This window comes from Tahibacter caeni, from assembly GCF_024609805.1.
GTDB lineage: Bacteria > Pseudomonadota > Gammaproteobacteria > Xanthomonadales > Rhodanobacteraceae > Tahibacter > Tahibacter caeni.
In genome coordinates, this window is record NZ_JANFVR010000121.1 from 1 (window position 1) to 13,236 (window position 13,236).

Here is a 13,236-nt window from a genome sequence, read left to right on the forward strand (position 1 = left end):
CGTCCGCGGCCACCGCCGGGGTTCAGGTCCGCCGCGAGCCGGGCCGGGCCGCGGGCGCCGCGGCTTCCTGCACCAGCCACTGCACCTGGTGCTGGCCGAAGCGGCCCTGGGCCAGGTGCTGGGTCAGCACCGGCAGCAGTTCCTCGAGCTGGCGTTCGAATTTCCAGGGCGGGTTGACGATGGCCATGCCCGTGCCGTTCAGGCGCAGCGCCGAGTTGTCCGGATGCACGAGCAGCTCGGCCGTCAGCACGCGCGCGAAGCCGCTGCCGCGCAGCCAGCGGTAGAAGCCGGACAACTGCTGGCGCAGCTTGATCGGATACCAGATCGCGTAGATGCCGCCGGGCCAGCGCGTCTGCGCCTGTTTCAGCGCCGCCTCGATCAGGCGGAATTCGCCGTCCTGGGCCTCGAACGGCGGGTCGATCAGCACGAGGCCGCGCTTTTCCTTCGGCGGAAGCAGGCTTTTTAGCGCCTCGTAGCCGTCGCGTTCGTGCACCGCGACGCGCGCGTCGCCGCGGAACAGCGCGCGCAGCGCCGCGGCTTCGTCGGGCTGCAGCTCGCAGAGCAGGGCGCGGTCGCCCTCGCGCAGCAGCAGGCTCGCGAGCAGCGGCGAGCCCGGGTAGACCGCGATGTCATGGCCGGCTCGATTGCCGTTGAGCGCGCGGACCAGGTTCAGATAGACGTGCAGCGCGGCCGGCAGCCGCGCCGCGTCGAGCAGGCGCAGCACGCCGTCGGCGAACTCGCGTGTCTTGCGCGCTTCCTCGCCGTGCAGGTCGTACTGGCCCCGGCCGGCGTGGGTATCGATGTAGCAGAACGGCGTCTGCTTCTGCTTGAGCGCTTCGATCAGGCCGACCAGCACGCTGTGCTTGAGCACGTCGGCGAAATTGCCTGCGTGATATGCATGCCGGTAGTTCATGGGCTCTCCTTGCGCGGCTGCGGGCCAGTATACGGGGCGCCGGCGCGGCTGCGGCCGCCGTCCGTCGCAGGCGTCATGACTTCCGGCACCTACGCGGCTGCGGCAACATGCGACAGTTCGCGCCTGTCGCCGCATCGTCATCCGTCCTGGGGGAGATTCATGAAACGCCTGCTCAAATGGCTGTTCAGCCTGTTGCTGATCCTGATCGTCGGCATAGGCCTGCTGTTCGTCCACGTCTGGTATTTCCGGCCGGCCAAGCTCGACTGGTTCTACACCCGCGTCGTCGCGCGCTTCGCCGTGGCGAATCCGGAAATGCTGTCGAGCATGCGCATCCTGCCGCCGTGGCTGGACTTCTACAGCGACGATCTGGCCGATGCCTCGCCGGCCGAGGAGGAGCGTCAGGTCAACCTGCTCAAGGACGACTATGCGACCCTGAAGACCTACGACCGCGAAAGCCTCGACGCCGACGGCAAGCTGTCCTACGACGTGCTCGACTACTTCCTGCGCATGCAGGTCGAGGGCGACGCGTTCCGCGGCTACGGCTTCCCGGTCAACCAGATGTTCGGCATCCAGAGCGCGCTGCCCGATTTCATGGCGCAGCAGCATCCGGTCGCGAGCAAGGGCGAGGCCGAGGACTACATCAAGCGTCTCGGCAAGTTTCCGGCCAAGTTCGACCAGACCATCGAATACCTGAAGCTTTACGAGAGCAAGGGCATCTGGCCGCCGCGCTTCACGGTGGACAAGGTCATCACGCAGATGCAGGGCTTCATCGGCAAGGCGCCTAAGGAGAACACCCTGTACACGACGTTCAAGGAAAAGCTCGACAAGATCCCGGCCGGCGACATGGACCAGGCCACGCGCGACGGCCTGCTTTCGCGCGTCGAGCAGGCGATCAAGGACAGCGTGTACCCGTCGTACCAGAAGCTGATCGCCTACGAGGAAGCCCTGCGCAGCAAGGCCGACGGCAACTACGGCGCCTGGCACCTGCCCAACGGCGACGCCTACTACGCCTGGTGCATCCGCAGCCACACGACGACCGAGATGACGGCGGACCAGATCCACGAGATCGGCCTGTCCGAAGTCGCGCGCATCACCGGCGAGATGGATGCGATCCTGCGCGAGCAGGGCCTGACCGACGGCAGCATCGGCGACCGCGTGCGCACGCTGACCGTGCGTCCGGACCAGCTGTTCCCGGATACGCCCGAAGGCAAGAAGGAACTGCTCGCGCATTTCCAGGCCATCATCGACGACATCGACGGCAAGCTCGGTCCGGCCTTCGACATCCGTCCGAAGCTCGGCGTCAAGGTCGAGGCCGTGCCGGAGTTCGCCCAGGCCACGGCGCCGGGCGCCTACTACCAGCCCGGCGCGTTCGACGGCTCGCGTCCCGGCGTGTTCTACGCCAACCTGCGCAACGTCAAAGAAATGCCGAAGTTCACGATGCGCACCCTGGCCTATCACGAGGCGATTCCGGGCCATCACTTCCAGATCGCGATCCAGCAGGAGCTCAAGGGCGTGCCGTTCTTCCGCCGCATCCTGCCGTTCACGGCGTTCTCGGAAGGCTGGGCGCTGTACACCGAACGCCTGGCCTGGGAGCTCGGTTTCGAAAAGGACCCGCTGGACAACCTCGGCCGCCTGCGCGACGAGATGATGCGCGCCGTGCGCCTGGTCGTGGACACCGGCATCCACGCCAAGAAGTGGACGCGCGAGCAGGCCATCCAGTACATGCTCGAGAACACCGGCATGGTCGAGACCGACGTCGTCGCCGAGATCGAGCGTTACTTCGTCGCGCCGGGCCAGGCGCTCGGCTACAAGGTCGGCATGCTCAAGATCCTCGAGCTGCGCGAGAAGGCGAAGAAGGAGCTCGGCGACAAGTTCGACATCCGCCAGTTCCACAACGTCGTGCTCAAGACCGGCGCGCTGCCGATGGTGCTGCTGGAACGCACGGTCGACGAGTGGATCGCCAAGACCAAGGGCGCATGAGCGAGGCGCTGCGCATCGAACGGCTGCACGGTGCGGCGGTGACGCAGCACCTGCCGGCCGTCGCTGCGCTGCGCATCGCCGTGTTCCGCGACTGGCCGTACCTGTACGACGGCAGCGCGGACTACGAAGCGCAGTATCTCGCCACGTATGCGCGTTCGCCGCGCAGCCTGTTCGTGCTCGCGTTCGACGGCGCCCAGGTCGTCGGCGCGTCGACGGCGATTCCGCTGGCCGACGAGACCGACGCGTTCCGCGAGCCTTTCCGCGCGCGCGGCATCGATCCTGCGCGCGTGTTCTATTTCGGCGAGTCGGTGCTGCTGCAGGCGTATCGCGGCCGCGGCCTCGGCCATGCCTTCTTCGACGCGCGCGAGGCGCGGGCGCGCGAGCTCGGCTTCGCGACCGCGGCGTTCTGCGCGGTCGAGCGCAGCGCCGACGATCCGCGCCGTCCGGCGGGACATCGCGACAACGACGCGTTCTGGATCAAACGCGGCTACGCGCGCCAGGACGATCTGTTCTGCCGGCTGGACTGGCAGGAAACCGGCGCGGCCGCGGCACAGACGCACGAGCTGCGCTTCTGGCTGCGCGAGCTCGGAGACGCCTGATGCGCATCGCCGCGGCGCAGTGGCGCATCGAAAAGCCGGTCAGCTTCGCGGACTGGCGCGAACGCCTGCGTGCGGCGCTGGCCGAGGCGCGCGCCGCCGGCGCCGCGGTCGCGGTGCTGCCCGAATACCTCGCGCTCGAGCTGGCCGGGATCTTCCCGCCGGCCGTGCAGGCGGATCTCGTCGCCTCGCTCGCGGCATTGCAGGATCTGCACGCCGACTGGCAACGGACGTTCGCCGGCTGCGCGCGCGAATTCGACCTGCACGTGCTCGCAGGCACCTTCCCGCTGCGCCAGGCCGACGGCCGCCACCGCAACCGCGCCGAGCTGTACGCTCCGGACGGGCGGCGCTGGTTCCAGGACAAGCTCACCTTGACCGGCTTCGAGCGCGCCGTCGGCGTCATCGAGCCCGGCGACACCGTGCAGGTGTTCGACACCGCGCTCGGCCGGCTCGCCGTCAATGTCTGCTACGACAGCGAATTTCCGCTGTACGCACGGCGCCAGTACGAAGCCGGCGCGCGGCTGCTGCTCGTGCCGAGCTGCACCGACACGGCCGCCGGCGCGACGCGCGTGCGCGTCGGCTGCCGCGCGCGCGCGCTGGAAAACCAGATCCACGTGGTGCAGTCGGTCACGGCCGGCGAAGCGCTCTGGAGCCCGGCGCTGGATACGAATACCGGCGTCGCCGCGGTGTTCGCGCCGAGCGATCGCGGCCTGCCCGACGACGGCGTCATCGCGCAGGCGGCGCCGGATGCGGTCTGGGCCTATGCCGACGTCGAAGCGTCCGCGCTCGAGCGGGTGCGCCGCGACGGCCAGGTCGCCAATGCGGCCGACTGGGACGCGCAGCTGCGGCCGCATCTCTCCGCCGCGGTCGTGCGTTGAGCAGGCCGGCGGCATGAGCGACTCCCCGCCGCCGATGCCGTTCCCGTTCGGCACGCCGCTGCGCATCGTCGAATGCCGCGATTTCTACGACGTGCCGCACGTCATCCTGGCGGCCGGCGGACTCGGCTACTGGATGCTCGACGCTCCGTTCGACGACGTGCTGGACGACTTCAGTCCCGAGTATTCGCTGAGCTTCGCCGGCGTTGACAGCGACGGCGCGCGCGCCTATTTCGCGGCTGTCTGCGAGGGCCGCACCGCGGCCGACGTGATAGGCCGGATTGCGCGCACGCGCCTGGAATTCGACGCGACGCGGCGGCGCGAGCTGATCTGCCGCTGAATCGCGGCGGCGAGTGCGGCCGCGGATCAGCCGAACAGCGTCACGCCCGGAATCAGCCAGAGCGAGAAGCCGGCGAGCGCGCTGCCGATCAGTCCCGCGGCGAGCACGTCGCTGGGAAAGTGCAGGCCGAGCACGACGCGCGAGGCGGCGACGAGCGCGGTGAACGGGACCAGCAGCAGGGCCAGCACCGGGAAATAGGCGATCGCGACGAGGCTGAAGCTGACCGCGTGCAGGGTGTGGCCCGACGGAAAGCTGAATTCGTCCAGTGGCGGGACGTGCGCGACGATGCCCTGGTGTGCGCGGAACGGCCGCGGCCGGCGCGTGTGTTTCTTGAGACTGCGGTAGAGGGCCAGCGCGACCACGCCGACCACGGCCATGTGCAGCGCGGCCTGGGCGCCGCGGCTGCCGCCGAACAGTGCAAGCGCGCCCATCAGGGCGTACCAGAACACGCCGTCGCCGGCGCGGCTGATCAGGCCGAAGAATCGCGTGATCGCGCGGCGCGTGCCCCAGCGGTTCGCGGCCAGGCACAGGCGCCATTCGCCGCTGCGGACTTCGAGGCGGTTCCAGCGTTCGATCGCGTTCATGCGGCGCTCCGTAGCGAGGCGAGGAGTTCGGCGAAATGGTCGGTGACGGACTGCGGGCTCAGTTTCAGCATGGCCTCGCGCGCTGCCGCGGCGTAGCGCGCGCGTTCGCGCGGCTGGCCGGCCAGCGCGAGCGCGGCCGCGATGAAAGCGTCGGCGTCGCCGCAGGCGATGCGCCGGCCGTTGACGCCGTCGACGATGTGCTCGCGCGCGGCGCCGTAGTCGTAGGCGACCGTGGCCACGCCGCTGGCCATGGCTTCGAGGGTCACGTTGCCGAAGGTCTCGCTGAGGCTCGCGAACAGGAACAGGTCGCAGCTCGCGAAATGCGCGGCGAGCTCTTCGCCGCGCAGGCTGCCGCAGAAGATGAAGTCGGGATTGGCGCGCGCGAGCTCGGCCCGTACCGGTCCGTCGCCGATCCAGACGTAGCGCGCCTCAGGCCGCTGCTGCTGCAGCGCGCGGAAGGCGCGCACGTTCAGCTCGAGATTCTTTTCCGGCGCGATGCGGCCGACGTAGACCACGGCAAGTTCGTCGCCGGTCAGGCCCCATTCCTGGCGCAGGGCGTCGCGGCGCCGCGCCGGGTCGAACAACTGGGTGTCGACGGCGCGGCGCAGCAGGCGCACGGCGCCGAAGCCGCGCTCGCGCAGGAAGTCCGCGAGCTCCTGGGTCGGCACGAGGGTCGCCGCCGAATGCGCATGGAAATGGCGCAGCCAGGCGAACACCAGCGGCGTCAGCCAGCCGACGCCGTAGAAGCGCGCGAAATCGTCGAAGCGAGTATGGAAGCCGGTGCTCGCGGCGATGCCGAGGCGCCGCGCCGCGCGCAGCGCCGAATGCCCGAGCGGGCCTTCGGTCGCGACGTAAATCGCGTCGGGACGCTGCGCGCGCCAGAGACGCTCGAGCCGACGCCGTGCCGGCCAGCCGAAGCGCAGGCCCGGATAGCGCGGAATTGCCGCGCCGCCGACCTGCACGTCCTCGGTCGCCGCCGGGTCGGCAACGTCGACGCCGGGCTGGCGCGGGCGGATCAGCTGCACCGCATGGCCGCGACCGCGCAGACCCTGCGCCAGAGCCTGTACGGTCAGCGCGACGCCGTTGATCTCGGGCGGATAGGTTTCGGTGACGATCGCGATGCGCATGGCGCGGAAGGCTCCGGGTCCGGACGGGCCCCGTCGCAGCGTCGGGCACGGCGCGAGGGCCCTCTGGTTTGGCGCATGCTGCGGTCCGGCGATGGCGTACCGATTGCGACGAGGTGACGCGGCCGTGACATCGCCGGGCCTGTAACATGACTGTCATATTCAGCTCCTAGCGTGCGCCCATGCCCGTTCCGGACCCTCATCCCGCCTCGCCGCTGGCCCTGCGTTTCGCCCGGCGCGCTGCGCTGCGCGCGCGCCGCGAGTGCTGGCTGCAACTCGGGCTGCGCCTCGCGGCCGGCTTTCTGGCCGTGCTCGCGCTGGCCATGCCGCTGTTCCTGCTGGGCTCGGCGCGGCTGACGCCGGACTGGGCGCCGCGCGTGCTGCCGCTGCTGGCCGGCAGCCTCAAGGCGGCGCTGTATGCGATCGTCGTCGCGGTGCCGCTCGGGCTCGGCGCGGCGATCTGGTGCGCGCGCTTCGCGCCGCCGGCCTGGCGTGCGCTGCTCAAGCCGCTGTTCGAACTGTTCGAGGCCGTCCCGGCCGTCGTGCTCGGCCTGATCGCCGCGCTGCTGCTCGCGCCGTGGCTGCTGCAGCACGTGCTCAGCCTGCTCGTGTTCGTCGCGCTGCTCGTGCCGCTGATGATCGCGGCCGGCTTCGTCTGGCAGCGCCTGGCGCCGGCCGTCTGGCAGCAGCGTTGCGCCGGCTATGAAGTCGCGCTGCTGCTGGCGCCGCTGCTCGCTCTCGCGGCCCTGTCGCTCGCTGCCGGCGACGCGCTCGCGGCGACGGCCTGGGCCGCGCTGCTGCAGCCGCTGACGCCGTGGAACGGCCTCGTCGTCGGGCTGATGCTCGGTCTCGCCGTGATGCCGACCGTGTTCAGCCTGGCCGAGGACGCGCTGTTCGCGGTTCCGGCCGAGCTCGCGCTCGGCGCGCAGGCGCTCGGCGCGACGCGCTGGCAGGCGCTCTGGCGGCTGCTGCTGCCGGTGGCGGCACCCGGCGTGGTCGCGGCGCTGCTGCTGGGCTTCAGCCGTGCGCTCGGCGAAACCATGATCGTGCTGATGGCCAGCGGCAACACGCCGCTGACCAACGTTTCGCCGTTGACCGGTTTGCGTTCGATCGCGGCCAATCTCGCGCTCGAGGCGCCCCAGGCCGCGCCGGGCAGTGCGGGCTACGGTTTGCTGCTGCTGTCGGCGCTGCTGCTGTTCGGCATCTGCCTGCTGCTCAATCTGCTGGCCGAACAGGTACGCGGGCGCCTGCGCCGCCGCGTGGCGGGGCTGTAGCCGTGAGCGACGTGCGGCACCGGCGCGCCGCGTCGCGGCGTCATGATCCCGGGCTTTGGCTCGCCGCCGGCATGGCGGGCCTATGCCTGCTCGCGCTCGCGGCCGTGCTCGCGGTGCTGGTGCAGCAGGCCGTGCGGGCGTTCGCGCCGGTGCCGGTCGCCGAGCTGCGCTGGCGCAGCGATGCCGGCGAGCAGCAGATGCTCGCCGCGGTCGTCTTCGAAGACGCGCACGAACTCGTCGTGCGCGGCAGCGAATGGCAGCGCCGCGGTGCGGAATACCGGCGCATCGCGCGTGCGGACCTGCTGCAGCTCGACTGGCCCGCCGACGCGCGTAGCCTGCGCCTGCACGACGGCCGCGAGATCCATCGGCGCGGCCTGGCCCTGCCGCAGGCGCCCGACGGTAGCCGTCCGGCCGCCGCCGACGTCGCCGAGGACGTGGCCAGCAATCGGCTGAGCCGCGGCGAGACCGCCGGCCTGATGCTGCGGCGCGCCTGGGATTTCGTCGCCGGCACGGCCCAGGGCGGCGGGGTGTTCCCGGCGCTCGTCGGCACCGTCGTGCTCGTGCTGCTCATGAGCGTCCTGGTCATGCCGCTCGGCGTGCTGCTCGCGCTGTGGCTGCACGAATACGCCGGCAGCGGCCGCAGCGCGCGCGTCCTGCGCGCGGCCATGGCCAACTTGGCCGGAGTGCCGGCGGTCATCTACGGCCTGTTCGGCCTCGTGCTGTTCGTCAACGGCGTCGGCGGCGGCGTCGATGCGCTGATGCACTCGGCGACGCCGCGCTGGGGCGGCGGCGGTCTGCTCTGGTCGGCGCTGACCCTGGCCCTGCTGACCTTGCCGGTCGTGGTCATCGCGACCGAGGAAGGACTCGCGCGCGTGCCGGCCGCGCTGCGTCACGGCGCGCTCGCGCTCGGCGCGACGCGCGCCGAAATGCTCTGGCGCGTCGTGCTGCCGGTCGCGCGGCCGGCGCTGCTGACCGCCTTCATCCTCGCCGTCGCGCGTGCGGCCGGCGAAGTCGCGCCGCTCATGCTCGTCGGCGCGGTCCGCTATGCGCCGGCCCTGCCGCTCGACGGCGAATTTCCGTATCTGCACCTGTCGCGCCAGTTCATGCATCTGGGCCAGAGCGTCTACGATCTGGCCCTGGCCGGCGGCGATGCGCCGCGCGACATGGCCCAGGCGCATGCGGCGGCGCTGCTGCTGCTCGTCGTCGTGGTCGGGCTCAATGCGGCGGCCATCGTCGTGCGCAACCGGCTGCGCGAACGCGCGCGGGAGCTGGCCGTATGAGCGCACGCGAGGACGCGGTGGATGCGGCCGTGATGCCGCCGGATCTCCTGGCCGGTCGCGAGCTCGCGCTGGAAGCGCGCGGGCTGAGCCTCGACTATTCGGAACGCCGCGCACTCGACGCGGTGAACCTGCAGGTGCCGCGGCGCCGGGTCACCGCGCTGATCGGCCCTTCGGGTTGCGGCAAGTCCAGCCTGCTGCGCTGCTTCAACCGGCTCAACGACGAGATCGCCGGCTGCCGCGTCAGCGGCGAGGTGCGCGTGCTCGGCCTGGACGCCTATGCCGAGACGACCGCGCTGCCGGAACTGCGCCGCCGCGTCGGCATGGTGTTCCAGAAACCCAATCCGTTCCCGCAGTCGGTCGCCGACAACGTCGCGTTCGGCCTGCGCCTGGCCGGCCTGCGCTCGCGCCTGGAGCTCGACGACCGCGTCGAGGCCGCCTTGCGCGCAGCCGGTCTCTGGGAGGAGGTGCGCGACCGCCTCGACGACAGCGCGCTGCGCCTGTCGGCCGGCCAGCAGCAGCGCCTGGTCATCGCGCGCGCGCTCGCGGTGGAACCGGAAGTGCTGCTGATGGACGAGCCGGCCTCGATGCTCGACCCGATCTCCACGCTGCGCTTCGAGGAGCTCGTCGTCGCGCTGCGCGAGCGCTACAGCGTGCTGCTGGTGACCCACAACATGCAGCAGGCCGCGCGCGTCGCCGACTACACGGCGTTCCTGCAGGCCGGCCGGCTGCTGGAGTTCGACGCGACCGACCGCATCTTCACCAACCCGCGCCTGCGCGGCACCGAGGACTACATCACCGGACGCATGCGCGAGGATCGCGGCTGACCGGCCCGGTTTCGCCGCAGTGCGTCTTTTGTCCGATGTCAACACGGCGTAACCTGCGCCTGTCCAGATACGCCACCGCTTCGTCGATACGACTATACAAATGGACCGTCTCCACCTAGGCCAGCACATCTCCCAGCAGTTCAACAGCGAACTCGCGGCGCTCACCAAGCAGGTGCTGGCCATGGGCGGCCTGGTCGAGGCGCAGCTCGCGACCGCGCTGGAAGCGCTGGCCGCGCGCGACCTGCGCCAGGTCGCCCACGTCGTCGCGCGCGAGGACGAGGTCAACGCGGCCGAACTGGAGATCGACGCGCGCTGCACGCAGATCCTCGCGCGGCGCCAGCCGGCCGCTTCCGACCTGCGCCTCGTGCTCGCGGTCGTGCGCATGGTGGCGAACCTCGAGCGTATCGGCGACGAGGCCGAGCGCATCGCGCGCATCGCCGAGAAGCTCGGCAACGCCGAGCTGCCCGAGCACTACGCGTTCAAGCTCGCGCAGATGGGCAGCCTCGTGCGCGACCAGCTGCGCGGCACCCTGGACACGTTCGCGCGCATGGACGAGACGCGCGCGCTGGAGCGCCTTCGCCGCGACCGCGAGGTCGACGTGCTGTACAAGGAGCTGACCCGGCTGCTCGTCGACCTCATGCAGCGCGAATCCGAGCGCGTGCCGGCCGCGCTAGAAATGCTCTGGGGCGCCCGCGCGCTCGAACGCATCGGCGACCGCTGCAAGAACATCTGCGAGCAGGTGATCTACCTGGTCCGCGGCAAGGACGTGCGGCACACGGGCCTGTCGCGCAGCGCGGCGCCGCTGCCGGAAACCAAGCAGTAGGCGGGTCCGGCGCCGCCGGAGCTTCAGGCGTAGGGATCGGCGATGCCGAGCCGCGCGAGTGCCCTGCGCTCCAGTGCTTCCATGCGTTCGGCCTCGGCATCGGCGAGGTGGTCGTGGCCGAGCAGATGCAGCACGCCGTGCACGGTCATGTGGGCATAGTGGTCGCGCAGCGGCTTGCCCTGTTCGGCCGCCTCGCGCGCGACGACCGGCGCGCAGAGGATCAGGTCGCCGAGCAGCGGCAGGCGTACGCCGGGCGGCAGCTCGGCCGGGAACGACAGCACGTTCGTCGCATAGTCGCGGCCGCGGTAGTGGCGGTTGAACTCGCGGCCTTCGGCGGCATCGACCACGTGGATGGACAGTTCGCTCGGCCGCCGCCGGCGCACCGCCGCGAGCGCGGCCCCGACCCAGGCGCGGAAGCTGTCGCCGCGCGGCACGCCGTTCGCGGACAGGCCCGGCGCGCGGCTCAGATGCACGAGGACCTCCGTTGCGGCTGCCGCGCTTCGCCGTTTCGCCGGGCTCATGCGCCGCCGCCGTCGGGCTTGGCCGCGTCGTGGCGCTCGTAGGCGCGCACGATCTTCTGCACGAGCGGATGGCGCACGACGTCGTGCGCCGTGAAGAACGTGAAGCTGATGCCCGGCACCTCGCGCAGCACCTCGATCGCGTCGCGCAGGCCCGAGCGCACGTGGCGCGGCAGGTCGATCTGGGTCACGTCGCCGGTCACGACGGCGGCCGAGCCGAAGCCGATGCGCGTCAGGAACATCTTCATCTGCTCGACCGTCGTGTTCTGCGCCTCGTCGAGGATCACGAAGGAGTCGTTCAGGGTCCGGCCGCGCATGTAGGCCAGCGGCGCGATCTCGATCACATTGCGCTCGATGAGCTTGGCCACCTTCTCGAAGCCGAGCATCTCGTACAGTGCGTCGTAGAGCGGACGCAGATACGGATCGACCTTCTGGGTCAGGTCGCCGGGCAGGAAGCCGAGCTTCTCGCCGGCCTCGACCGCGGGACGCACGAGGATGATGCGCTGCACGCGGTTCGCGTCGAGCGCGTCGACGGCGCTCGCGACCGCGAGGTAGGTCTTGCCGGTGCCGGCCGGGCCGATGCCGAAGTTGATGTCGTGCGTCGCGATCGCGTGCAGATAGCGCGCCTGGTTCGGGCCGCGGCCCTTGATCGCGCCGCGTTTGACGCGGATGACGACTTCCTGCGCCGCGGTCGCGGCCGCCGCGTCGAGCGCGGCGACGTTGGACTCCTGCAGATGCAGATTGATGCGATGCCCGTCGAGCACCTCGTGCCCGGTCGCCGCGTAGAGTTCGCGCAACAGCCGCGCCGCGGCTTCGACGTGGCCGGCGTCGCCGTCGATGCGAAACACGTTGCCGCGGTTCGCGATGCTGACGCCGAGGCGCAGCTCGATCTGACGCAGGTGTTCGTCGAATGGGCCGGCCAGGTTGGCCAGGCGTTCGGTATCGTCGGGTTCCAGCGTGAATTCGCGGCGGGCGGTAGGCATAGACGCGGCAGGGTAGCGCCTGGAGTGGTTGGTTGCCAGTCGACATTCGCTTCGCCGCCGTGCTCGGCGTGGCGAGCGGTGGGACGGCAGGACGCGGTGCGGACGCCGGGTCCGCACCGCGTCGGATTGCATCAGAAGCGGAATTCGGTGTTCACGCTGACCACGTCGGCGCTGAAATCCAGGCCGCTCTTGCCGGCGCGATAGCGGTCGTAGTTCAGACCCAGGCCGAAGCGTTCGCTGAAGTCATAGCCGACGCCGACGCCGGCATACCAGTCGTTGCCGCTGAATTTTGCGTTGGCCGTCGTGCCGGCGAGATCCATGTCAGACTTCCAGTGGAACAGGCCGGCGCGGGCTGACAGATACCAGTTCGGATCGAGATTGAAGTGACCGTTGACGCCGAGCGTCCAGCCGGAGACGTCGATGTCCGAATGCAGTCCGCTGGTGCCGCTGCCGGGTCCGTCGATGACGGCGTAGCCGTGATCGAGCGAACCGAGATCCACGTAGCCGCCCTCGAGACCGAAGGCGCCCCAGCGATAGCCGCCGTTGACGCCGAGCGCGACATCCTTGCCGGATCCGTCGAAATCCGAGCGGCCGTAGCGTCCGTCGACGAAGAATCCATCGGCATGCGCCGGCGCGGAGGCGCAGACACCCGCGGCGACGGCCGCAGCCATCGCCGTGACGATCATCGTTTTCATCGCGTGTTTCCTGTCGTTGTGTTTTCGGAAAACCCCGGCGCGATTTGCGCCGCGGCGGTGCGACTATCGGAAAGTCGAGCTGAACTTTAGTTCCACGAACACTGAACAGGTTGGCAGGGATTCACGCGGCGGTTCGGCACGCGCGAATGAAGACGGCGCATCGACCAGGCCGCGAAATCGCCGCTGATTTCCCGTCGCGAGATCTGGCTGCCCGAGGCTTTGGGGTCGTTCCGCACGCAGACCGTGTCGGGCACGTCGATCGGGCAGGCGATGTGCGCCCATTCGCCGGAATGGCTGCACGAGATCGGCGGCAGGCACGCTTCCGTATCGGCATGGTCGTAGTGGCCGGGCGGTCCGCGCAAGGCGACCGTGTCGTCCGCCGAGACGCGGCTCGCGGCGGGCCGCGCGGCGCATCGCGGCCCCCGCG

15 protein-coding genes are annotated in these 13,236 nt (G+C 70.4%); 8 read left to right on the forward strand and 7 right to left on the reverse strand.

Going from position 1 to position 13,236, the window contains the following annotated elements:
* Window positions 1–22 precede the first annotated feature (22 nt).
* Entirely contained in the window at window positions 23–913 is an 891-nt protein-coding gene (locus tag NON22_RS12095) for a 23S rRNA (adenine(2030)-N(6))-methyltransferase RlmJ (protein ID WP_257387190.1), read from the reverse strand.
* Between the two features lie 159 nt (window positions 914–1,072).
* Between NON22_RS12095 and NON22_RS12100 the strand changes: the two genes are divergently transcribed.
* Genes NON22_RS12100 through NON22_RS12115 form a run of 4 tightly spaced genes read left to right on the forward strand, consistent with a single transcriptional unit; the run spans window position 1,073 to window position 4,704 of the window.
* Window positions 1,073–2,893: a DUF885 domain-containing protein gene (locus tag NON22_RS12100; protein WP_257387191.1), complete on the forward strand. Its 1,821-nt coding sequence runs from the start codon at window positions 1,073–1,075 to the stop codon at window positions 2,891–2,893.
* Complete coding sequence (locus tag NON22_RS12105) at window positions 2,890–3,492, forward strand: GNAT family N-acetyltransferase (RefSeq protein WP_257387192.1); 603 nt, start codon at window positions 2,890–2,892, stop codon at window positions 3,490–3,492. Before NON22_RS12100 ends, NON22_RS12105 begins: the two co-directional genes overlap by 4 nt.
* Window positions 3,492–4,367, forward strand: a complete 876-nt coding sequence (locus NON22_RS12110) for a carbon-nitrogen hydrolase family protein (protein WP_257387193.1) — start codon at window positions 3,492–3,494, stop codon at window positions 4,365–4,367. Before NON22_RS12105 ends, NON22_RS12110 begins: the two co-directional genes overlap by 1 nt.
* 13 nt (window positions 4,368–4,380) lie before the next feature.
* Window positions 4,381–4,704 carry a hypothetical protein gene (locus tag NON22_RS12115; protein WP_257387194.1) on the forward strand — a complete coding sequence of 108 codons (324 nt, stop codon included), beginning with the start codon at window positions 4,381–4,383 and terminating at the stop codon, window positions 4,702–4,704.
* A 26-nt stretch (window positions 4,705–4,730) separates the two neighbouring features.
* On the opposite strand, the gene NON22_RS12120 is transcribed toward NON22_RS12115, so the two are convergent.
* Together NON22_RS12120 and NON22_RS12125 are read right to left on the reverse strand one after the other, a co-directional pair.
* Window positions 4,731–5,288 carry a phosphatase PAP2 family protein gene (locus tag NON22_RS12120; protein WP_257387195.1) on the reverse strand — a complete coding sequence of 186 codons (558 nt, stop codon included), beginning with the start codon at window positions 5,286–5,288 and terminating at the stop codon, window positions 4,731–4,733.
* On the reverse strand, window positions 5,285–6,415 hold the full coding sequence (locus tag NON22_RS12125; protein ID WP_306673784.1) for a glycosyltransferase family 4 protein: 1,131 nt from the start codon (window positions 6,413–6,415) through the stop codon (window positions 5,285–5,287). Before NON22_RS12125 ends, NON22_RS12120 begins: the two co-directional genes overlap by 4 nt.
* Window positions 6,416–6,594: 179 nt before the next feature.
* Between NON22_RS12125 and NON22_RS12130 the strand changes: the two genes are divergently transcribed.
* The 4 genes from NON22_RS12130 (at window position 6,595) to phoU (ending at window position 10,613) form a co-directional block, all read left to right on the forward strand.
* The gene (locus NON22_RS12130) at window positions 6,595–7,686 is read left to right on the forward strand and encodes an ABC transporter permease subunit (protein WP_257387196.1); all 1,092 of its coding nucleotides are present in this window, start codon (window positions 6,595–6,597) and stop codon (window positions 7,684–7,686) included.
* A gap of 2 nt (window positions 7,687–7,688) precedes the next feature.
* Window positions 7,689–8,966, forward strand: coding sequence for a phosphate ABC transporter permease PstA (pstA, locus tag NON22_RS24900; protein WP_257387197.1), 1,278 nt, complete (start codon window positions 7,689–7,691; stop codon window positions 8,964–8,966).
* A complete protein-coding gene (gene pstB / locus NON22_RS12140) occupies window positions 8,963–9,790 on the forward strand; it encodes a phosphate ABC transporter ATP-binding protein PstB (protein ID WP_257387198.1) in 828 nt (275 codons plus the stop codon). Before pstA ends, pstB begins: the two co-directional genes overlap by 4 nt.
* A 100-nt stretch (window positions 9,791–9,890) precedes the next feature.
* A complete protein-coding gene (gene phoU / locus NON22_RS12145) occupies window positions 9,891–10,613 on the forward strand; it encodes a phosphate signaling complex protein PhoU (RefSeq protein WP_257387199.1) in 723 nt (240 codons plus the stop codon).
* A 23-nt stretch (window positions 10,614–10,636) separates the two neighbouring features.
* On the opposite strand, the gene ybeY is transcribed toward phoU, so the two are convergent.
* The 4 genes from ybeY to NON22_RS12165 all read right to left on the reverse strand — a co-directional run.
* Window positions 10,637–11,086 carry an rRNA maturation RNase YbeY gene (gene ybeY, locus NON22_RS12150; RefSeq protein WP_257387200.1) on the reverse strand — a complete coding sequence of 150 codons (450 nt, stop codon included), beginning with the start codon at window positions 11,084–11,086 and terminating at the stop codon, window positions 10,637–10,639.
* Between the two features lie 44 nt (window positions 11,087–11,130).
* A complete protein-coding gene (locus tag NON22_RS12155; protein WP_257387201.1) occupies window positions 11,131–12,114 on the reverse strand; it encodes a PhoH family protein in 984 nt (327 codons plus the stop codon).
* Between the two features lie 131 nt (window positions 12,115–12,245).
* Window positions 12,246–12,809 (reverse strand): outer membrane protein, encoded by a 564-nt coding sequence (locus NON22_RS12160; protein WP_257387202.1) that lies wholly within the window; start codon window positions 12,807–12,809, stop codon window positions 12,246–12,248.
* An 86-nt stretch (window positions 12,810–12,895) separates the two neighbouring features.
* A partial coding sequence (locus tag NON22_RS12165) for a hypothetical protein (protein WP_257387203.1) occupies window positions 12,896–13,236 on the reverse strand: 341 nt, incomplete at its 5' end.